Source organism: Pseudomonas sp. sp1636 (assembly GCF_030376615.1).
In the GTDB taxonomy this organism is placed as follows: Bacteria; Pseudomonadota; Gammaproteobacteria; order Pseudomonadales; family Pseudomonadaceae; genus Aquipseudomonas.
Map to the genome: position 1 here is coordinate 1 of NZ_JARRAB010000005.1, position 19,477 is coordinate 19,477.

At 60.7% G+C, this 19,477-nt stretch carries 17 protein-coding genes; 4 read left to right on the forward strand and 13 right to left on the reverse strand.

Translation table 11 applies throughout. The features are described 5' to 3' along the window. Nucleotides 1-246: 246 nt before the first annotated feature. From P8H27_RS06400 to P8H27_RS06415, 4 genes are all read right to left on the reverse strand, one after another. Entirely contained in the window at nucleotides 247-606 is a 360-nt protein-coding gene (locus P8H27_RS06400) for a VOC family protein (RefSeq protein WP_289635885.1), read from the reverse strand. Nucleotides 607-633: 27 nt separating this feature from the next. Continuing rightward, complete coding sequence (locus P8H27_RS06405) at nucleotides 634-1,104, reverse strand: hypothetical protein (protein ID WP_289635886.1); 471 nt, start codon at nucleotides 1,102-1,104, stop codon at nucleotides 634-636. 25 nt (nucleotides 1,105-1,129) lie between these two features. Continuing rightward, nucleotides 1,130-1,408 (reverse strand): 50S ribosome-binding protein YggL, encoded by a 279-nt coding sequence (locus P8H27_RS20620; RefSeq protein WP_374761336.1) that lies wholly within the window; start codon nucleotides 1,406-1,408, stop codon nucleotides 1,130-1,132. 236 nt (nucleotides 1,409-1,644) lie between these two features. Then, nucleotides 1,645-2,172 (reverse strand): HD domain-containing protein, encoded by a 528-nt coding sequence (locus P8H27_RS06415; RefSeq protein WP_289635888.1) that lies wholly within the window; start codon nucleotides 2,170-2,172, stop codon nucleotides 1,645-1,647. Nucleotides 2,173-2,810: 638 nt separating this feature from the next. On the opposite strand from P8H27_RS06415, the gene purE reads away from it, so the two are divergent. The 4 genes from purE (at nucleotide 2,811) to P8H27_RS06435 (ending at nucleotide 5,443) form a co-directional block, all read left to right on the forward strand. Continuing rightward, complete coding sequence (gene purE / locus P8H27_RS06420; RefSeq protein ID WP_289635889.1) at nucleotides 2,811-3,302, forward strand: 5-(carboxyamino)imidazole ribonucleotide mutase; 492 nt, start codon at nucleotides 2,811-2,813, stop codon at nucleotides 3,300-3,302. A gap of 103 nt (nucleotides 3,303-3,405) precedes the next feature. Beyond that, nucleotides 3,406-4,491 (forward strand): 5-(carboxyamino)imidazole ribonucleotide synthase, encoded by a 1,086-nt coding sequence (locus P8H27_RS06425; RefSeq protein ID WP_289635890.1) that lies wholly within the window; start codon nucleotides 3,406-3,408, stop codon nucleotides 4,489-4,491. Between the two features lie 120 nt (nucleotides 4,492-4,611). Beyond that, nucleotides 4,612-4,857 carry a GlsB/YeaQ/YmgE family stress response membrane protein gene (locus P8H27_RS06430; protein WP_289635891.1) on the forward strand — a complete coding sequence of 82 codons (246 nt, stop codon included), beginning with the start codon at nucleotides 4,612-4,614 and terminating at the stop codon, nucleotides 4,855-4,857. 37 nt (nucleotides 4,858-4,894) lie between these two features. Then, on the forward strand, nucleotides 4,895-5,443 hold the full coding sequence (locus P8H27_RS06435; protein WP_289635892.1) for a DUF3299 domain-containing protein: 549 nt from the start codon (nucleotides 4,895-4,897) through the stop codon (nucleotides 5,441-5,443). A gap of 599 nt (nucleotides 5,444-6,042) precedes the next feature. On the opposite strand, the gene P8H27_RS06440 is transcribed toward P8H27_RS06435, so the two are convergent. The 9 genes from P8H27_RS06440 to tssK form a co-directional block, all read right to left on the reverse strand. Continuing rightward, complete coding sequence (locus P8H27_RS06440; protein ID WP_289635893.1) at nucleotides 6,043-6,849, reverse strand: hypothetical protein; 807 nt, start codon at nucleotides 6,847-6,849, stop codon at nucleotides 6,043-6,045. 227 nt (nucleotides 6,850-7,076) lie between these two features. Next, nucleotides 7,077-7,478, reverse strand: coding sequence for a hypothetical protein (locus P8H27_RS06445; RefSeq protein WP_289635894.1), 402 nt, complete (start codon nucleotides 7,476-7,478; stop codon nucleotides 7,077-7,079). Nucleotides 7,479-7,481: 3 nt separating this feature from the next. Then, complete coding sequence (locus tag P8H27_RS06450) at nucleotides 7,482-9,818, reverse strand: hypothetical protein (protein WP_289635895.1); 2,337 nt, start codon at nucleotides 9,816-9,818, stop codon at nucleotides 7,482-7,484. Between the two features lie 57 nt (nucleotides 9,819-9,875). Beyond that, the gene (tssI, locus tag P8H27_RS06455) at nucleotides 9,876-11,924 is read right to left on the reverse strand and encodes a type VI secretion system tip protein TssI/VgrG (protein ID WP_289635896.1); all 2,049 of its coding nucleotides are present in this window, start codon (nucleotides 11,922-11,924) and stop codon (nucleotides 9,876-9,878) included. Nucleotides 11,925-11,968: 44 nt separating this feature from the next. After that, nucleotides 11,969-12,982 (reverse strand): serine/threonine-protein kinase, encoded by a 1,014-nt coding sequence (locus P8H27_RS06460; protein ID WP_289635897.1) that lies wholly within the window; start codon nucleotides 12,980-12,982, stop codon nucleotides 11,969-11,971. A 10-nt stretch (nucleotides 12,983-12,992) separates the two neighbouring features. Next, nucleotides 12,993-13,724 carry a PP2C family serine/threonine-protein phosphatase gene (locus tag P8H27_RS06465; protein WP_289635898.1) on the reverse strand — a complete coding sequence of 244 codons (732 nt, stop codon included), beginning with the start codon at nucleotides 13,722-13,724 and terminating at the stop codon, nucleotides 12,993-12,995. After that, nucleotides 13,724-17,263, reverse strand: coding sequence for a type VI secretion system membrane subunit TssM (tssM, locus tag P8H27_RS06470; RefSeq protein WP_289635899.1), 3,540 nt, complete (start codon nucleotides 17,261-17,263; stop codon nucleotides 13,724-13,726). Before tssM ends, P8H27_RS06465 begins: the two co-directional genes overlap by 1 nt. Continuing rightward, entirely contained in the window at nucleotides 17,260-18,141 is an 882-nt protein-coding gene (gene icmH, locus P8H27_RS06475) for a type IVB secretion system protein IcmH/DotU (protein ID WP_289635900.1), read from the reverse strand. The genes tssM and icmH overlap by 4 nt, the downstream gene beginning before the upstream one ends. A gap of 2 nt (nucleotides 18,142-18,143) precedes the next feature. Next, nucleotides 18,144-19,475 carry a type VI secretion system baseplate subunit TssK gene (gene tssK, locus P8H27_RS06480; protein ID WP_289635901.1) on the reverse strand — a complete coding sequence of 444 codons (1,332 nt, stop codon included), beginning with the start codon at nucleotides 19,473-19,475 and terminating at the stop codon, nucleotides 18,144-18,146. Between the last annotated feature and the right edge of the window lie 2 nt (nucleotides 19,476-19,477).

Consider the following 19,477-nt stretch of genomic DNA (forward strand, 5'->3'; position numbering starts at 1 on the left):
CTCAAGCCGGCGAATTTGCGGTAATCAACTAGCCAAACAAGCCACTAGCAGGCCGTTGAAAAACGTAGGCGAGGCAGCCGAGACAAGGCAAAAACAGGCGAGGAAGCGGAGTTTACGAGCTGTAAATGAGCATGACTCGCTTCGCTCGCCCCTGCGGGGTCGCGCTAAAGCGCGTTAGCCGCAAGCGGCTTGCCGAGCCTGTTTTTAACGCCGTATCGGCAACGTAGGTAGTTTTTCAACGGCCTGCTAGCTGCCTATATCGCTCCAGACGGCGAACTCGTTGCCACTGGGCTCGGTGAAGTGAAAACGCCTGCCGCCGGGGAAGGCAAAGATGGCCTTGCTAATCCGCCCGCCAGCTCGCTCGACCTTGGTCTGGGTTTCCTCCAGCGCGCCGCTGTAGAACACGATCAACGCGCTGCCCTGGTTCTGCGAGGCGCACAGCTCGGACTTGAAGAAACCGCCATCCAGACCCTGATTGGCAAACGCCGTGTACTCGGGGCCGTAATCGGTAAAGACCCAGCCGAACGCGGATTCGAAGAATGACTTAGTGGCGGCCAGGTCTTTAGCGGGGAGTTCTACGTAGTTGATTTTTTCGTGTGGGTTCATAAGTGCGCTCCTTTCTCCTCTTGAGCCTCAGTTGCGAGCTTTGCCCGCTTCCAGAATGGGCAGGCCGGCTTCGGTCGGTATGTAGATGCGCTCGCCTTTGCCGTCCTGCAGACCCTTGATCCAGATGTATCGCAAGTACTCCTCGTTGTGCTTGAGCGACTCGCCGATGATTCGGTTGGCTTCGGCAGCGGCCTTGGCCCGTTCGATATCGGCGGCACCTTCGGCTTTCGCTTGAACGATTTTCGCCTTGCCCTCGGCCTCGGCGAGGGTGACCCTCGCTTTGGCCTGCATCAGCGCCGCTTGCTCGCGTGCCTTGGCTTCTTCGATCAATATCTGCTTCGACCACTCGGCCTCTTTCAACGCTGCCCGCCCATTGAGTTCCATCTTGTAGACGTTGTATTTGGGCCAGGCCCAGAGTGCCAGGGCAATGGCAATGAATCCGGCGAGTACCAGAAAAATCAGCGTTCCTAAGGCCAAGGCCTGCCTGTTTTGGTACATCTAGCGCTCCATTGATAAATGATGATTAGGGGGCGTTGCTTATCGCCTGTAGGGAGAAGCCGTATTTTATTGTTAGGCAGGCCGGCCAATCGTAGCCATGCCACACATCTTGCAACTCCTGTACTGCGAAATCGGTAACCCAGTCCTGCTGTTTCAACCACTCCTGAATGGCGCCCCGGTCTTGCTCGGTCAAGCTGCCACGCTCACCGCGGCAGATAAAGCCGGAAAACTCCTGGTGGTCGCCGTTGCCGCCGCCACCAAACGCCCAGTTCCTGGACTCGACGAATTCAATCCATCGGTTCAAGGCATCGTCGAAAGCAATGCGGGCTTCGTTGAATTAAATATTCAGGCTGAGCCCGAATTCCTGGAACTCAGCGACACGTAGTTTCTTGCGGAGCCTGCGGTTGCGCGGCTTATTCAGGTCATCTGGCTTTAGCGATTTCACAGTTATGTCCTGGCACTGAATTCTGGTGGGGAATCGTGGCGTGGCGGATGACGCGGGGATAGTTATGTTCTGAGCGCAAAATAAATCTAACTCTTTTAGAGCTTCAGCATGGGCAGAGGACTTAACGGATGTGACAGCATCCGCTTGAGCGTCAGGGAAACGAGCTTTTTGTGAAAGCCATAATTTGGAAAAGCCAAAAGTGTTTCTGATACAAAGGACTCCGGCAGGCCATGTTTAAGCCAGCCCATTGATACATCGGTCCAGTCTGCTTTTCGAAAGGCTTCGACCAGTTCACTTTGGTCAGTTGTTACCTTGGACAACTTGTGGTGGTTGGCAATCATGGCCACCACCTCATTAGTCCATTCGCCTCGATCCGCTCTGGCTAAATGATCTTTTGCCAGAGCCTGTGATGGCTCCAGATAATCAAAGGTTCCGTGAGTCCAAATGCCCAAGTCATGGTAGGCAACCGCAATGGATACTTTATCTATATCCGTCCCTGTTACGCCCAACAGCGCAACGCAGAAGTTGAAAACCCGGAAGCAATGATTCCGGTATGCTGCAAAGTCTCCGCCAAGCTGTTCGCGCCAACTGTCGAGCAGCTCATCGAGCAATTGATTTTCCATTTTTATTATCACGGCACCTCCATGAGCAATCGTGAGCTAACCCATCATTAAGCGGCGAATAATTAGTGACAGGAAACGGGTCGCGATTAATTCGGGTTGCCGCCCGAAAGAAAACCGTGGTCTGTTTCTGTTGCACTCAGTTTCCGCGGCTGCCGGGGGTAGATTTATTTTGGTGTCCGACGGAATATAAATCTGTCTCCTTTCTGCATTGCTTATGCCCAGATACCCGATTGCCATATCCAGCCATCACGCTCAAATGGGCAAACCCAAGACGCCACAAATCCTGCCTATATAGCGGGCATAGAGTCATCGGCGGAGAGGGGGAGTGGCGGTGCATCCGGATATCCGTATCCTGCTTGGGTGGTGGGGCGTGCTGGCAGTTTGCTCCAGTGCAGGCGTCTAGCTCAAGGGCCAGCGAGCGTTCTCTGCCTATATAGAGCGCAAGCTCCCGCACCCCGGCGCCAGAGCCGGCGGACGGACGGTCATGCAGGGGGGGCGCTCTTTGTGGCGTTAGGCTATACTGCGCCGCCTCGAAACCCGCCTGCTCGCGGGTTTGACCCGAACATGACAAGCCACGCCCTGCGCGTGGCTTGTTGGTTTTTGACGCGCCCTGAGGCGCCCGATGAAGAGGCACGACGATGAGCGCACTGGTTGGCGTGATCATGGGCTCCAAGTCCGATTGGTCCACCCTTAGCCACACCGCCGAGATGCTGGAAAAGCTGGGCATTCCCTATGAAGTCAAAGTGGTGTCTGCCCACCGCACTCCGGACTTGCTGTTCCAGTACGCCGATGAGGCCGAGGCGCGTGGCATCCAGGTGATCATCGCCGGTGCCGGTGGCGCCGCCCACCTGCCGGGCATGTGTGCGGCCAAGACCCACCTGCCGGTGCTCGGCGTGCCGGTGCAGTCGGCGATGCTCTCGGGCGTCGATTCGCTGCTGTCGATCGTGCAGATGCCGGCCGGCATCCCGGTCGCCACCCTGGCCATCGGCAAGGCCGGCGCGGTCAACGCGGCGTTGCTGGCGGCGAGCATCCTCGGTCACCAGCACCCGCAGTTCCACTCCGCGCTCAAGCAGTTCCGCCAGGAGCAGACCGATACCGTGCTGGATAATCCGGATCCACGTCAGGCTTGATGGTCGGTTAGGCATTCCTGGCCAGGCCATGGCAGCGCGGGCAAGCCCGCTGCCATGGGTTGTGTACCGCGAAGGCGCTTGCGGCATTTGAAGAGGTAGACGCATGAAAATCGGTGTAATCGGTGGCGGCCAACTGGGTCGCATGCTGGCCCTGGCGGGCACTCCGCTGGGGATGAACTTCGCCTTCCTCGATCCGGCGCCGGATGCGTGCGCCCAGGCGCTCGGCGAGCATATCCGCGCCGACTACGGCGATCAGGATCACCTGCGCCAACTGGCCGACGAGGTCGACCTGGTGACCTTCGAGTTCGAGAGCGTGCCGGCCGAGACCGTGGCCTTCCTCTCCCAGTTCGTGCCGGTCTACCCCTGCGCCGAATCGCTGCGCATCGCCCGCGACCGCTGGTTCGAGAAGTCGATGTTCAAGGACCTCGGCATTCCCACCCCGGCATTCGCCGATATCCAGTCGCAGGCCGACCTCGACGCCGCCGCTGCCGATATCGGCCTGCCGGCCGTGCTCAAGACCCGCACCCTGGGCTACGACGGCAAGGGCCAGAAGGTTCTGCGCACGCCTGCGGACGTGACCGGCGCCTTCGCCGAGCTGGGCAGCGTGCCCTGCATCCTCGAAGGTTTCGTGCCCTTCACCGGCGAAGTGTCGCTGGTCGCCGTGCGCGGCCGCGACGGCGAGACGCGCTTCTACCCGCTGGTGCACAACCGCCACGACAGCGGCATCCTCGCCCTGTCCATCGCCAGCAGCGACCACCCGCTGCAGGCCCTGGCCGAAGACTACGTCGGCCGCGTGCTGACCCAACTCAACTACGTCGGCGTCATGGCTTTCGAGTTCTTCGAGGTCGACGGCGGCCTCAAGGCCAATGAGATCGCCCCGCGCGTGCACAACTCCGGGCACTGGACCATCGAAGGCGCCGAGTGCAGCCAGTTCGAGAACCACCTGCGCGCCGTCGCCGGCCTGCCGCTGGGCTCGACCGCCAAGGTCGGCGAGAGCGCCATGCTCAACCTGATCGGCGAAGTGCCGGACGTGAGCAAGGTGATCGCCATCGACGACTGCCATCTGCACCACTATGGCAAGGCCTTCAAGGTCGGGCGCAAGGTCGGCCACGCCACCCTGCGCTGTGCCGACCGCGCCACTCTGGAGCGGCAGATCGCTGCGGTCGAGGCGCTGATCGACCAGGCCTGAGGCCGTTGCCGGCGCCGTCCACGGACGGCGCCAGTCCCGCGCATTGAACCTCTGCCGCCGGCTTGCGTCTGATGGCCAGGTGCCCGCTTCGGCACCTGTCACTGAAAGGGAGAGCCTGTCTTGAACATCCTCGGCATCATCTTTATCGGCCTGATCGTCGGCCTGATCGCGCGCTTCCTCAAGCCGGGCAGCGACGGCATGGGCTGGGTCATGACCATCCTCCTCGGCATCGGCGGCTCCATCGCCGCCACCTACGGCGGCCAGGCCCTGGGCATCTACCGGCTCGGCCAGGGCGCCGGCTTCGTCGGCGCGGTGATCGGCGCCGTGGTGCTGCTGATACTCTACGGCGCAATCAAGAAGGGCTGAGCGGCCCTTCGCGTCCCGATCATCTGCGAGTACAGCCATGCGTCACCTACTGTTGTCCTTCCTGCTGCTGAGCAGCCTGTTGCCGGCGAGCCTGGTGCATGCCGAGCTGGCGGAAAGCGACTGGCTCGAGCTGCTGCCGGCCGAAGACCGCCAGGCCCTCGAAGCCATGCCGGAAATCAGCCACGACGGCCCCGAGCAGGATGGCGCCTTCTACAGCCCCGGCGGCCTCCGCCAGCAGGACAAGAGCCTGCCGGCGGTGATGTATTCGGCCAAGACAGTGGCGGCGCTGGACGGCAAAGCCATCCGCCTGGGCGGCTACCCGGTGCCCCTGGAAACCGACGCCCAGGGCCGCAGCACCCTGTTCTTCCTCGTCCCCTACCCCGGCGCCTGCATCCACGTGCCGCCACCGCCGCCGAACCAGTTGGTGCTGGTGCGCTACCCGAAAGGCATCGAACTCGAAGACATCTACGCGCCGCTGTGGGTCAGCGGCACCCTCAAGGTCGAGCAGGTCAGCAACGAGCTGGCGGATGCCGCCTATGCGCTGGAGGCGGGGATGGTGCGGGTGGTGGAGGAAGAGGATCTTTAGCGCTTGTCCAGTAGGGTGCTTAGGCTTGTAGGACTATTGGCTACGTCCCCTTTTCACTTGCTGAGGTCAGTTTTTTGTAGAGCTCTATTCGTGTGCAATGTAATACCTGTCCTCGAATGTTCACTCGCATTCAGCGAGCTCCTTGACCTCTAGGAGCCTCGTACCATCCAGCCTTTCTAGGGGGTGACCGTCCGGACTCTTCTCCACGTCCAAACCCAGTGGGGTTGTGCCATCTGCGTCGTACACGAAGTAGGCATTCGCGGTTCCGAAGTCGCGCGAGTCAGCGCCCTTAACCGCGATTGTTCGTGGGCTTGCCGACATGAGGTCATCGAGAGAGTCATAACGCAATACGACACGGATCTCGCCCAAGCTGCCAACCGGAATATCCACAGGTTGTGGCGGCTGGGCCATCAACTGCTCAACGCCGGTGGCATTCGATTCGCCGATCCACTTGTCCGAGTACGGAAATATCAAGTCCTGATAATCGCTGGTCAGCGGTTTACCCAGATTGCAGACGGACTTCCTGTCCCCTTATCGCAATAGGGAAAGATCACGGTTCTCTCGCCAAAAACCGTGGTCTGTCGCCAATGTTATTCCCCTCAGGGCGCTTTTAGATTTTTGCTAGCACAGACGAGAGTGTCGTTACATTGTATCCACCCCCTGATGTCGCCTTTTTTCTTGTTGTTGAATACAACAGCCAGCCAGCCGGCCTTCTGACCAAGTACTCGAACCTCGTCGCCAGCTATCAAATACTTTGAGGTTCTGTCCGACACGTTGGCCTGATTGTGTAAGTAGGTCTTGCTCAATATGCGGGTAGTGATGAGTTTCTGTTCGAGCCAGGCTTTGTATTGTGCGGAAGCTAGCCTGCTTTGGATGGCGGTTTCGGATTTGTAAGGGTACTCGTATACGAGTTTGTCGCTCGTAGGTGATAACAGAACGTCCCCTCCCGCGCCGAAGTAGGTGCTGACTCGCTCGCTCCGTTCGTACGTCAGTGGAGCTAGGCGCTTGTAAACTAACGTTGTGAAGTAATCAGAGCCGTAGCTGATACCGGTGTCGGAGTACAGAATTGTTCTATGAATGACAAAGAGCTCTGCCTTACCGTCGAAATCTGAGTCTGCCAAGAAGGCGCTCTCCACTTTCCCAGGATCGCCAAGATAGGGAAGTTCTGCGATTTGCGTTTCGCTTCCGGTATCGCAATTCTGTCCCACTATCATGATGGGGAAAATATCACCATTCGGATCGATCGATATATTTGAAATTTCAAAGCGTATCGCGAAACTCTTGTCTAGGAGTATCGGGCTGTATAAATCCTTTTCAGATTTGGCCGCACAGGCTGAGCCGTCTGCATAGCATGTACTGACCACGGTAGAAAAAGTCAGTGCGCATAGTAGTTTTTTAATTTTCATGCAGAGCAATTCCCATATAGCTCAATAAATTCCTCAATGCTCTTACGCTTGAAATGCTTTCTTTTACCGAGGTCTTTAGTTTCAAAATTAATCGCTAATGTGAAGCTGTTAAAGAGTATGAGTTGTAGCGCGAATTGAAAATAAACTGGAGTATTTTTCTCAGAACAATGATGTCGAGTTCTATTTATTTAATAGGCCGGATTTCAGTCGGCTTCACAGAAGGAAGTCTAATTTCTGTCGGTACATTCTATAGCGCCTATCTGTTTGTCTTTAATTGGAATCAAGCATATCTTTTTTTGTTCTCCTACTGGTTCCAGGGGCGTAATGCTTAGCTTTAGATGCACGCCTTCTTTGGAGAATTTCGGATTGCTGAAATAGGCATCAGCAACCTCCGACTCAAGAGATAGGCCGTTGAGTTCGCAGATACGTTTGGTTTCTATTACTTCCCAGTTTTTCGGGTTAAGTATTTGGATGTTTGCGCATGGTTCTCCATATAATCTAGAGTAACGTACAAGTGTGCTTTCGATTCGCGAAGAGCTTGCTTCGGCTATCTTTGAATAGTCAATTTCGCCGCCGGTAGTCACTGCCGGAAGAAGCGCCAATACAAATAATGCTGATATTTTTCTCATATGTTACCTCAAATAATTTGCTCGTCTATTAAATCGATCACTTGGCACTCCAGGCCATTTTGAGTCGTCAGCCATAGTTGTGCTTAATGCAGGCAAGTCGTTGTCGACAATATGCTGTTGTACTAATTTCCTAGTGTTTGGCGTATAGTCGCCCCTATATATCAAGTCGACGACAATGTCTTGAATTTTGCTATTGGTTACTTCCCAGCTAAGATATCCATAGTCTTCAATGTTCGCGGGCGAGCCAGATATTCTTATTACTTCGCTCTTCATGAATTCATAGACTGGTATAAATAATTTGTATTGCTGCTTTCTTGTGATTTGAAATTGTCTAATTTCTTCGCTTGCGGCATCTAAATATGATTTCGCGGCCTGTCCTTTTAAACTTTTTGCGCCTATGAGCCAACTAAATAAAGGCTCAGGCACACCTGCTTCTGTAAGATCAGTTTCTGGGTTAGGACGCTGACCAAGATCATAACCTCTCCCGACGGTCACCCCTGAAGGGCCTTTGGGCCAGTGAGCCACACGACTAAAATGAATTGAGGTGGCAATATCATTTCCTTCTACATCGAACGTTAGCTGGCCATAGGGAACTGTTAACCATTTGAGATCATTCTCATCGTCCAAAATAGAAAAGTTTGCGACTAGTCCTATTGCTTGAAAATGCCACGCCTTCCCATCCCCGCTAATCCCATGTTGGCCCGCCAGTTCTTTCCACCAGCTCAGCTTCTCGATCCGCTGTTTTTCCACTTCCCAGGTCTGATTTGGCGTGCCAGGCTCCTCTGCCAGCAATGGGTCGAGTTCGTCCCATTTGCTTTTGTTCCAGAACCACTCGCTTTCGTATTTGCTGATCAACTGGCCGAGCACTTGGGTGTGCCAGGGTTTGCCGAGGGCTGCGCGGATTTCTTCGCGGGTCAGTACCCCGTCCTCGTCGGTGTCGACGATATCGTAAAGACGTGCGATGGCGAGGATAGGGCCGCCGTCGGCCTTGCTGATCTGGGTGCGATAGTTCTGCTTCTCATCGTCACTCAGCATGCCTTTGGCATTCAGGGTGTAGGCGAGCTTTTCTACCGGCTTGCCGGTGTCTTCAATGCATTGGAAGTCTTGCCATTCCCAAGGGCTATGACGTGTGGTGATCAGCTCCTGCTCGGCCAGCCAGCCGTTAATGGGGTTGCCGTCCTTGTCGGCGAACAGCCCGTCCAGGCGCCACCAGTTTGTGGTCTGTGGGGTGATGCTGCCGGCGACCGCTGTGCTGGCTTTGATTTTGTTAGCCGCTGGTAAGCCGTCCAGCAAGGCTTGGGGGATGATCAGGTCTACACCGATCTGACTACCAGCATCACTTTGTTTGGGTGGGTTGTCGGCCTTGATATCGTCACGGTGGCTGATCAGCCTGCTGGCCTCCTTGTGGACTTTGAGCAGGGTCTTCTCGGTGTCTGGCAGGCTGCGGGCCCAGGTTTGGCTTTGGCTGATAAAGCTGGGTACGTCTTCGCAGCTGAATACTTCCAGATGCAGCAGCGGCTGCGCCGCGCCGTTGTGGTTCTGATAGGTGCCCAGATGACCGATCAGGTCGCCGGCCTTGATCGCGATGCCTGGGTCTAGCACTACCACGCTGTCCTCGGCCTTGGGTTCGTGTTGGGCTTTGAGCAGTTTGAAGGCCACAAAGCCGGGCAGCTTGCCTTCACTGTCTGGCGTCAGAGCCGGTTCGGCTGCACCACTGACGATGCTAAGCAACTTACAGTAATCGCCCTCTGGGTGGCTGACGGTGAGCTGCGTGCCCTTGGCTAGCACGGCCAAATGCGTGCCGTTGGTGTTGGGCTCGGCACGTACATTGAGGCCCTGGTCTTTGGTGTCGACGATATAGGTTACTGCGTCCCAGAATCCCGGTCGGGCAAGATCTGCTTTGGCCTTATAGCCCGCCCAGTCCTGCAGGTGCATATACAGGCTGTAGACGGTCAATGTGGGAGGCGACTGTTCGCTGGCTGTTGATGTCCCGTTGCTGGGCTGAGGGGGCTGAAGCCTATGCTTGACCAGCACAAAACCCGTGGAAAATGGCGCGCGTTTGATCTGCGGGATGGCCTCGGTGTACTCGCTGACCGGGTAGCTCTCGTTGATGCGATAAGCGATCACCTCGCCATCGGCGATACAGCGCACGCTGGACTGGTCAAAGACCGCAGCGGTGCCTTTGTCGAAATGCACGCCGCCATGCCACAGGCCGTTCTCGCCGGTGGGGTAGTAACCATCGTTGGCTTTGGCCATGTGGGTCAGGTACTGCAGTGGGTTTACCGATGCTTCAGTGGTTTTGAACGGATAGGCCCAGTTGATCGGTTTGCTGTCTGCCATGGTGTAAATCCCTAATCCTTGTTTGCGGGCGTGACGACGGCCCGCACTTGATCCCTGTTAACCCGAGAAATTGAGCATGCGCTTGCGCTTGTTCGGTGTGTTGAGCAGGGCACCGGCTTGCGCCTGATCCAACAAATTTCCCGGCTTGTCGCTATCCGCCGCGCCCGGAAGCACCGGAGGTTTGATGCCGATACCCGAGCCCTTACCCGGCGAACCACCGGCGTTGATCTTGGTCAGGGGGCCGGAGACGGTGATGCCGCCGGGGTCGAGTTTGATGAAGCTGCCGCCGGCTTTGAGGGTCAGTTCGGTGCCGGCTTCGATGACCATTTTCTGCCCGGCTTTGAGATGAATCTCGCGGCCGGCTTTGGTCAGTTGGGCGGTGCCGAGTTTGATGTGCTGGTTCTGCCCGACGGTGAGGTGGTCGTTGGGTTTGACCTCGACCTTGCGCTCGGCGTTGACGGTCAGGTGTTCCTCGGCTTGCAGCTCGGTGTAGCTGTTGGCCTCGACCGTGTCGTGACGCTCGTGGCCGACGCGGATCTTCTGGTCGTGCTCGATGTTTTCGTCCCAGTCGCGCTCGGCGTGCAGGTAGATCTGCTCGGCGCCCTTTTTGTCTTCGATGCGCAGTTCGTTGCCGCCGCCACCGCCCGGAGTACTGAGGGTTTTGAACAGCGTACGGGTCTTGTTCGCCGGCAGGTCGTAGGGCACCACGTGTTCGGCGTGGTACAGACAGCCGGTGACCAGCGGTTGGTCGGGGTCGCCTTCGAGGAAGGTCACCAGCACCTCCATGCCGATGCGTGGAATGGCGATGCCGCCGTAGTTGTCGCCGGCCCAACTGCTGGAGACGCGTAGCCAGCAACTGCTGGTGTCGTCGGCCTGGCCCTCGCGATCCCAGTGGAACTGCACTTTGATCCGGCCGTATTGATCGCAGTGGATTTCTTCGCCGGCCGGGCCGGTGACCAGGGCGGTCTGGCTGCCGAGCACGCGCGGTTTGGGGTGGGTCAGCGGTGGGCGGTAGGGCACGTCCCAGGGGGTGGCGCTGAAGTGATTACGGTAGCCCTGCTGGAAGCCATCGCTGGCGTCGGTATGACTGGTCACCGACTCTTCCAGCACCTGGGGTTGTTTGCCCTGGTGGATCACCTCGTGCAGCAGCCAGAGGTCGTTGTAGTCCTGGCGCGGGTGGTCGGAGAGTTCCAGAAAGTGGCCGCTGAGCAGCTTGGGCTGGTCGCTGCGCCCTTCGGCCAGGCGATAGTCGGCGCGATGGCGTTCCAGGTTGCGCTGGCTGAGGTGCTTGCCGCGAGTGCGGTCGACAAAGTGGCCGGGGTAGTCGTAGTCCTCCAGATCCGGCAGCGGTTTGGCTTCGGGGTCGCGGCCTGCCTGGTACGCCGCCTCCAGCAGCAGGCGTGGTTGTTCGAAGTCATAGTCGCGGCGGCTGGTGCGGCTGGTGCGGGTTTCCAGGCGCACTTTGAGGCGCTTGATCACCGGCTCGTCGGCGGTCATGCCGTTGTCTTGCAGGTAGGCGGTGGGCTGGCCGAGTTTGCCGAAGGCGCTCTGGTCGTCGCCGAAGACCAGCACATGGCCCTGCGGGCTGTGCTGGAAGTGGTAATGGATGCCTTCCTCCTCGCACAGGCGCTGGATAAAGTGCAGATCCGATTCGTCGTACTGCACGCAGTAGTCGCGCGCCGGGTAGACCGTCGGGCCGAGCTGGAACTGGTAGGCGTTGGCCTGGATGCCATGTTCCTCCAGCACCGTGGCGACTATCTGCGGCACGCTCAGGTGCTGGAAGATGCGCTGGTTGTGGCGGTGGCTCAGGTAGCTGAGCTGCGGCACGATGGAGACTGTGTAGCGGGTCAGGCGCTTGCCGGATTCGCCCTGGGCGACCCGATAGATCAGGCCGTGCACGCCCAGCCCATCGGGGCTGAAGGCGAGAAAGGCCGGCAGGTGCAGCAGGCTTTGCAGGTCGAGATCCGGGCGCTCGCTGATCAGCTCGACTTCGAAGCGATAGGGCTGGCTGATCGCCTCGCGGCCGCTGAATTCGAGCACTTGCAGGTCGTGTGCGAGGGCTGCGATGGTCAGGCTGAAGTGGGTTGCATTGGCCGGGTTGAACATGCTCATTTCCTTGTAAAAAGATCATCCATTAATGCGGCGCAAGGCTAATTGCTACGTCCCAACCAGCGTGGCCAACGGTTTGGCGGCTGTTGCTGGCGAAATACCTCGAGCAACTGCGCGCAGGTGATGCTGCGCTGCGCTTCGTCGAACGCCAGGGCGGTGCGCAAGGCCGGCCAGTAATGCGCCGGCAGTTGCTCCGGCCGTTGCAGCTGCCGATCCAGTTCCATGGCCTTGGCCTGTTTGGCGCTGAGGCGACGAAACGGGTGGCGCCCGCTGGCCAGCTCGTAGAGCACGCAGGCCAGGGCATAGACATCGGCGGCGGCGGTCAGCGGGCCGCCGTCGAGCAATTCCAGGGCGGCGTAACGCGGGGTCCAGGCGGTAAAGCGGTTGCGGCACAGGCGTGGCAGGCCGGGCAACAGGCCTTCCACCGGCTGGCCGAGACCATAATCGAACAGACGCAGGCCGTCGGCGGCGAGCATCACATTGCTGGGTTTCAGGTCGCCATGCAGCACGCCCAGGCTGTGCGAATAACTGAGGGCGTCGAGCAGGGCGATGGTGATTTCCTGCAGCTCGCTCCAGGGCACGCCATCGGGGCGCTCGCCGAGCAGTTGATCGAGGGTCAGACCCTTGAGCAGCTCCAGGATCAGGAACGCGCGCTGGCTCGGCACATCCACCTCGAAGCCGAACAGACGCACCACATGGGGGTGGGTGAGCCGCGCGGTGAGGGCGAATTCGCTGTACAGCAGGGCGTTGGCGTCCGGGTACTCGGCGAAGTCGTCGCTGAGGGTCTTCAGCGCCACATAGGGTTCCGGGTCGCCGAACTGTTCGCGCAGCAGGTCGCGGGCGCGGTACACCGCACCCATGCCGCCGACACCGAGCAGACGCTCGATCCGGTAGCGCCCGCCGAGAACCTCCGGCAGGTCGTAGAGTCGGGGGCGAGCGGTCTTTCCCGCCGCGTTTTCCGCCGGCTTGGCCGCGGTGGCAGCCAGGGCGAAATAGGTCAGGTCACTGGCCTCGGCGTTGACCAGGTGCGGCGCGTCGAGCAGTTGTTGGCTCATCCTGGGCTCCTCATCGGCGGATCACCACGGCGCTCAGGTTGTCCCGCGCCGGCCCGTCAAGCGCCTGCTGGAATAACCGGTTGAGTGCTAGCTGCGGCGACGGCAGGTTGAGCGCGGCGCCCAGTTGGTCGGCGGACAGGCCCTGATAGAGGCCATCGCTGCACAGCAGAAAGGCGTCGCCGGACAGGATGTCCAGTTCGAGAATCTCCAGCTTCAGTTCTTCGCTGGCACCGATGGCGCGGGTCAGGGCGTGGGCCGCGGGATGACGGGCGGCCTCGGTCGGGCTCAGTTGCTGCTCGTCGATCAACTGCTGCAGCAGCGAGTGGTCACGGCTGAGCTGATACAGGCGGCTACCGCGCCACAGGTAGCAGCGGCTGTCGCCGGCCCAGACACAGGCGGCGCGATCGCCGTCGATCAGCAGCGCCACTACTGTGCTGCCGATCAGCGTATCCTGGCGTTCGGCGGTGACCGTCAACTCCTGGCCGAGACGCCGATTGAGCCCATGCAGGCGCTTGCGCAGCTCGTCCAGACGCTGCTGCAGGTCGCCTGCGCTGGGTTCGGCCAGGTATTCGACGATCAGGCGGCTGGCCAGGGCGCCGTTCTGGTGCCCGCCCATGCCATCGGCGACCACCCACAGGCCCTGCTCCGACAGGGCCAGAAAGGCATCTTCGTTGCGCGCACGCACCTTGCCGACTTCGGTGCGCGCGGCGCTGCGCCAGGTGCTGACGATAGCGTCTGCCATCAGAGCGTCGCCGGCAGCTTGAAGCTACGCAGCAGGTCGATGTCGAACGGATTCGGCGAGCGCTGGCTGTGCAGCAGGTAGTTGGCGTGACGGCCATCGAGGTCGGCCTTGAGCATCAGCACGTCGCGGCCGCTGTGGTAGTCGACGCTCATCAGGTCGAGCAGGCGGAACAGCGACCAGGGGCCGCTGTTCTTCTCGATGCCGACCCGGTGCCCACCCAGCTCTTCGACGACCAGGCTGGTGCGCCCTTCATTGGCCTCGGCTGGCCAGCTGAAGGCGGTCTGCACGATCGGCCCGTGACGGTATTCCATCTGTTGGCCGCCGAAGCGGAAATCCGCGCGGCCCAGGCTGGAATCCAGCGAGTAGGGTTCGAGCTTGAACAGCACTTTCGGCTCGTTGGGGGTCTCGGCGAAGAAGCTGCGGCGGATGGTTTGCGCGTGGCTCATCTGCAGCAGAAACTCGCGCGACAGCGGCAAGCCACGACCATCGATGCGGCGCAGTTGGTACTGGCCGGCGCTGCCGCTGACGAAGGGCTTGAGGTAGCCGTCGAAGAAGCGCTCGGCGATGCCCTGGGCCTTGAAGAATTCGCGGAAGTCGGCAATCGCCACGTCGCTTTTGCTGTGCGCGCTGAACGGATAACGCTGCTTCAACGAACCCTTATAGGCGGCGTACAGCTCATCCTTATAGCGCTGGTTGAGGTAGTGATAGGCATCGCCCAGCACCAGCATCCAGCTGTCTTCGGCGAGCAGGCCGAGCCAGTTGCCAACCGGCTGCGGCAGGCGCGCGGCGCTGCTGCGCAGCTGGTTGATGGCATCGCGCTGGCCGCCCATGCGTGCCTTGGCCAGCTCGAACGCCGCCTGTTCCGGGGCGCTGGCGTGAGCCAGACTGGCCAGTTGGCGCTGCAAATCATCCAAGGCTTGCAGGGTGATCGCCAGTTCCGCGCCGGCGCCGCCGTTGTCGTCAAGCAGACGATGCAGCGGTTCGAAGCGCCGTTCCAGGGTTTTGCGCGCGGTGTCCGGGAGGTTTTTCACCAGCGCCGCTTGGGCCTGTTCGGCGGCGGCGCCGGCGAGCTTGGCGACTTTGCCGAGCTTGCCCTTGGCGCCTTGCAGCGCCTCGGCGACATCGCCGGCACCGTCGGCGGCTTCAGCCAGGCCTTTGAAGCGGGTGTTGTCGCGCACTTCCACCAACAGTTGCAGCAGCGGCGAGTTGGCGGCGGTCAGGCCGGCCAGCTGCAGGGCACCCTGATTGGCGCTGCCGATCGGTTCCAGGGACAGTTGCGCCAGGGCTTCGCCCCAGTAGTTGGCGTAGTCGCGGAAGTACAGTTGTTCCATTTCCACCAGCAGACGGCTGAGGTCGTTGCTGCTCAGCGTATCGCTGTCGCCGAGTACCCAGTTGTCACGCAGGATATCGCGCACCAGGTCGGCACCCTGGGCGACGAACAGCTTCTGGTAGCCGACCTGGGTATAGAAACCCGGGATGGCATAGTCGCTGCCGGCGAACAGCGCGGCTTGCGGGCCGAGCTTCTGGCTCAGGCGATAGTCCGGCAGGCTGCGCGCCTGATCACGCAGCATGCGGTAGACCACATTGGCCAGCGATTCGCTACGCAGCACCTGGCGCGCTTGCGCGACCAGCGGCTCGTTGAGCGAGTAGGGCGCGAACGACTCGGCCAGCAGGCGCTCGAAGTGCTGATTGAGACCACGCTGGCCGGCGCTGTTGCCGGCATAGCGCAGCGACCAGTCGGCGGCTAGCCATTCCTGCAGGAAGGCCTTGTCGCGACGCGCTTCGAGGTTGAGCATCAGGTAGGCGCGCAGGCTGCCCAGCAGGCGCTCGCGGTCGTTGAGGTTGGCCCGTACCTGGGCTTCCAGCTGGCGGCCGACGCGCGACAGCAGCAGGTTTTCCAGCTCGCCACGGTAGACCCGCTGCAGCGTCGGGTCGACTGCTTCCCCTTGATACAGGCCGCCGCGTTGCAGGTAGGCGGCTTCGTCCACCGGCGGGAACACCTGGGTGGCGGCATAGCTGCTGTCCAGCGCCTTGAGGGTGCGCAGGGCATCGTCCTGATCGCTCAGGCTGCCGCGTTGCCGGGTCAGTTGCTGGGCGATTTCGCGCAGCTGCTCCAGGCGCCCGTGGTTGCCCGAGAAGCCATTGGCCCAGAGCGCGCCGAACAGCGTCAGGCAGACCAGGGCGCAGGCGTACATGGCGCGTTGGCCCCAGTCGATGCGGCGCACTTCCTTCTGATCCAGCCCGGCCAGTTCCGACTCGGGGAAAATCACCCGGCTGAGCAGGTGGTTGATAAAGCGCGCGCGGCCGCTGCGGAAGGTCGGCAGGGCGCTGCTGGCCAGGCCCAGGTTACGGCCGATGCCGCTGGTGCTGGGGTCGAGCTGGTTTTTCAGTTCCGGTGCGCTGGTCAGGTAGAAACCGCGCAGCTGGCTGGCGCGCTGGTAGCGGTTGCCGCTGAAGGCCAACTCACTGAACAGGCACAGGCGCTCGCCGATCAGGCCGAGCTGATGCGGGAAGTCGAGAATCCGGCCACGGCGCTGGGTGTCGCGCTCCTGGTGCATGCGCAGGATCACCTGGCTGTTGAGGCGACGCAGCAGCTCTTCGAACTCCTGGCGGATCACCTGCACGTCGCTGGCGTTCTGCTCCTTGCGGAAGCTGGCGCCGAGTACTTGCTCGCTTTCCTCGCGCGACAGCTGATCGAAGAACTCCTCGAAGCCCAGCACCTTGTCGGCCTTGCTCAGCACCAGGTATACCGGCACGTCGACGCCCAGACGCTGATGGATCTCATGCAGACGCTGGCGGGTTTGCCGCGCGAGGTTTTCCAGCTCGACTTCGCTGCCGTCCTGCAGCTGCTCGACCGGGATATTTACCAGCACGCCGTTCAGCGGACGGGCGCGGCGCTGGCGCAGCAGGCCGAGCAGGAAGTCCCAGGCGCGGCTGTCGATCTGCGCGTCGGGTTGATTCAAATAACGCCCGCTGGTGTCGATCAGCACGGCGTGATCGGCGAAATACCAGTCGGCGTAACGGGTGCCGGACACGTCCTTGGTCAGACGCTGTTGCTCACCGCGATTGAGCGGGAAATCCAGGCCGGAGAAGTCCAGCAGGCTGGTCTTGCCGCTGCCCTGCGGGCCGAGCAGCAGGTACCAGGGCAGCTCGTTGCGCCATTTCTCGCTACGCCCGCGATACAGGCTGGAGCGTTTGAGGGTGTGCAGCGCCTGCTTGAAGCGCTGGCGCAGTTCGATCTGCTCCTCGCTGATCATGCCTTCGCGGCGCAGGCGCTCCTGGGCGTCGGCGTCGTCTTCCTCGGCCTTCTTGCGCACGTTGGCTTTCCAGCTGGCGAAGACCATGGCCAGGCCCCAGAGCAGAAACAGCCCGCTGATGCTCAGCAGGCGGCTGCTGGCCGATTCCCAGAACTTGTAATCGTTGACCGCCAGCAGCGGCCCGACGAACCACACCAGCAACGCCAGAACCAATACCAGGCACAGGCTCCAGACCCAGGTCTTGCGGAAAAAGGCGGCTAACTTGCCGAAAAAACTCTTCATTTCAGGTCATCCATGCTGACACCCGCGGACGGGTCGAGTTGCTCGTACGGCTGCAAAATAGTCTCGCGTTGTTCGCCCAGCACCCAGGCGAAACCGCTGTACATCACCGCCAGGCACATCAGGGTGAACAGCGCCACCAGCCACCAGGGCACGATGCGCACCAGACGCCGGCGGGTGTCTTTCAGGCCCTGCCAGTGCGGCGAGACTTCTCGCGGCACGTCGCCGCGCAGCTGGCGGATCTGCCGGTACAGGCTGTCGCGCACCGCTTCCAGTTCGAGCATGCCGCGTGGCAATACGCGGTACTTGCCTTCGAAGCCGAGCGACAGGCACAGGTACATCAGTTCGAGCATCGGCAGGTGTTTGACCGGGTTGCGCGACAGGCGCTCGAGCAACTGGAAGAACTTCTCGCCGCCGAAGGTTTCGTTGTGAAAGCTCGACAGCAGGCTCATCTGCGACCACTCGCTCTCGTTGCCCCACGGGGTGGTCACCACCGCCTCGTCGACCACGGTGCACAGCACGTAGCGGGCGGCCATCACCTGGCTGCTCTCGGCGCCTTCATGCAGGGCGCGGTGCTCGAACAACTTGAGCGCCGCGGACAGGCGTTGGTTCAGCGCGGGCAGGTCTTCGCTCTCGAAGCTGTGCTTGAGGCGCACCACTTCCGACAGCAGCGAGGAGGCTGCGGCGACCAGAGGGTTGAGGCTGATATTGAAGCTTTCCGCCGGGCGCAGGCGGGCGGCGTAGATCATCCGCTCTTCCAGTTGCTCGAATTTCGGCGGCGCGGCGAAGTCAGTCAGCGGGCTGTGCGCGGGGGCGTCACCCTTGCGGTTGAGGATGACGGTTTTGTCGTCCTGGCCGTATTCCATTTCCTTGGTAGTCATCGTCAGTTCCTGATCGCCCAGAATTTCAGCTCAAGCCCGGAGAACTCGCCGGACACGTGGAAGGCGAAGCCGCCGGAGCGTTCCAGCTGCGCCAGTTCCTCGGAGCCCAGCTCCAAGGCGAAGTAGGTCTTGCCCGAGTGGAAGGGGATCTGCCGCGGCGCCACCGGCAGCGGTTTGACCTTGATCCCCGGCAGGTGCAGGTTGACCAGTTGGCGAATGCTCTCCACCGGGCCGACCTTGAGGTGCGCGGGCAGACGGTTGCGCAGCTCTTCCGAGTCGCACTGGGCGCTGGCGGCGAGCACGAACGAGGAGGTGCCGAGCAGTTTGTGGTCGTGCAGCGGCGAAACCTGAATGCCGTACTGACGTTGTTGCAGTAGCAGTTCGATAGCGTGCTGTTCCAGCACCATCGACAGCACCTGGCGGATCGCATCCATCAGTTTGCGAAAGCTCAGGCCTTGGTCGCTGTGCAGGTAGCGGCCTTCCAGGCGTGGGCGTTTGATCTCGCTGGAGAAGGTCGCCAATTCGCCGAGCAGGCCCAGCAGTTCGCGGTAGATCTGCTCCGGGTGTACCTGCTCGATACCCAGGTAGTGACGCAGCACAGGTTCGAAGCGGTTGATCAGCTGCAGCATCATAAAGTCGCCGACTTCCGCCCCGCCGACCTTGCCGGTAGCGCGAATCCGCTCGGCAAGGATGTCGCCACGGTGAGCGAGCATGCTGATCACTTCTTTCAGGCAGCTGAGCAAATAGCCCGAGGCCTGGAAGTTGACATAGGTGGGGATGAACTCGGGGTCGATGCTGATCACCCCGTCCGGGGTGGTATCCAGCACGTCGCACAGTTGCAGTTTGACGTAGGCCTGATCGCTCTGTTGCTCGCCGAGCAGCAGGCGGAAATCCGGGCGGCCACAGCTGACCTGGCTGGCGGCGCTGTCGCCGGCGTTGGAGTCGGCGACTTCCTCGTCGAAGGCGGTGAAGCGCGCCAGCACGTCCTGCTGCTCCGGGCGGCGGCTCTCGATATGGTTGCCGGTGACCAGCGGCAAGGCCAGGTACACCGGGGTGTTGCTGGTGTTCGGTGGCACATCCAGGGCCAGCGGCTCGCGCTCGGCACCGATGTCGAACAGGCTGCCGTCGGGCAGCACGCCGCTGGCCTTGCTCACCACCAGCTTGCCCATGTTGAGGAACTGGCGGTCGATCTCCAGCTCGAAAAAGCCCCAGGCATAGCTGTCGAGCTTCTGCGTGCGGGTCTTCAGTTGGTAGTCGTAGTAACGGTCGTTCTGCTGGAAGTGCTGCGGGCGCAGCAGCATGCCTTCCTGCCAGACCACTTTATGCATGGCCATGG

Excerpts from the sequence above, each read along its gene's own strand:
- P8H27_RS06435 (WP_289635892.1), top strand. The coding sequence starts at position 4,895 with ATGCGTCACCTACTGTTGTCCTTCCTGCTGCTGAGCAGCCTGTTGCCG.
- P8H27_RS06450 (WP_289635895.1), bottom strand. The coding sequence starts at position 9,818 with ATGGCAGACAGCAAACCGATCAACTGGGCCTATCCGTTCAAAACCACT.
- tssM (WP_289635899.1), bottom strand. The coding sequence starts at position 17,263 with ATGAAGAGTTTTTTCGGCAAGTTAGCCGCCTTTTTCCGCAAGACCTGG.
- icmH (WP_289635900.1), bottom strand. The coding sequence starts at position 18,141 with ATGACTACCAAGGAAATGGAATACGGCCAGGACGACAAAACCGTCATC.
- P8H27_RS06440 (WP_289635893.1), bottom strand. The coding sequence starts at position 6,849 with ATGAAAATTAAAAAACTACTATGCGCACTGACTTTTTCTACCGTGGTC.
- P8H27_RS06415 (WP_289635888.1), bottom strand. The coding sequence starts at position 2,172 with ATGGAAAATCAATTGCTCGATGAGCTGCTCGACAGTTGGCGCGAACAG.
- P8H27_RS06460 (WP_289635897.1), bottom strand. The coding sequence starts at position 12,982 with ATGAGCCAACAACTGCTCGACGCGCCGCACCTGGTCAACGCCGAGGCC.
- P8H27_RS06465 (WP_289635898.1), bottom strand. The coding sequence starts at position 13,724 with ATGGCAGACGCTATCGTCAGCACCTGGCGCAGCGCCGCGCGCACCGAA.
- P8H27_RS06405 (WP_289635886.1), bottom strand. The coding sequence starts at position 1,104 with ATGTACCAAAACAGGCAGGCCTTGGCCTTAGGAACGCTGATTTTTCTG.
- P8H27_RS06445 (WP_289635894.1), bottom strand. The coding sequence starts at position 7,478 with ATGAGAAAAATATCAGCATTATTTGTATTGGCGCTTCTTCCGGCAGTG.
- purE (WP_289635889.1), top strand. The coding sequence starts at position 2,811 with ATGAGCGCACTGGTTGGCGTGATCATGGGCTCCAAGTCCGATTGGTCC.
- P8H27_RS06425 (WP_289635890.1), top strand. The coding sequence starts at position 3,406 with ATGAAAATCGGTGTAATCGGTGGCGGCCAACTGGGTCGCATGCTGGCC.
- tssK (WP_289635901.1), bottom strand. The coding sequence starts at position 19,475 with ATGGCCATGCATAAAGTGGTCTGGCAGGAAGGCATGCTGCTGCGCCCG.
- P8H27_RS06400 (WP_289635885.1), bottom strand. The coding sequence starts at position 606 with ATGAACCCACACGAAAAAATCAACTACGTAGAACTCCCCGCTAAAGAC.
- tssI (WP_289635896.1), bottom strand. The coding sequence starts at position 11,924 with ATGTTCAACCCGGCCAATGCAACCCACTTCAGCCTGACCATCGCAGCC.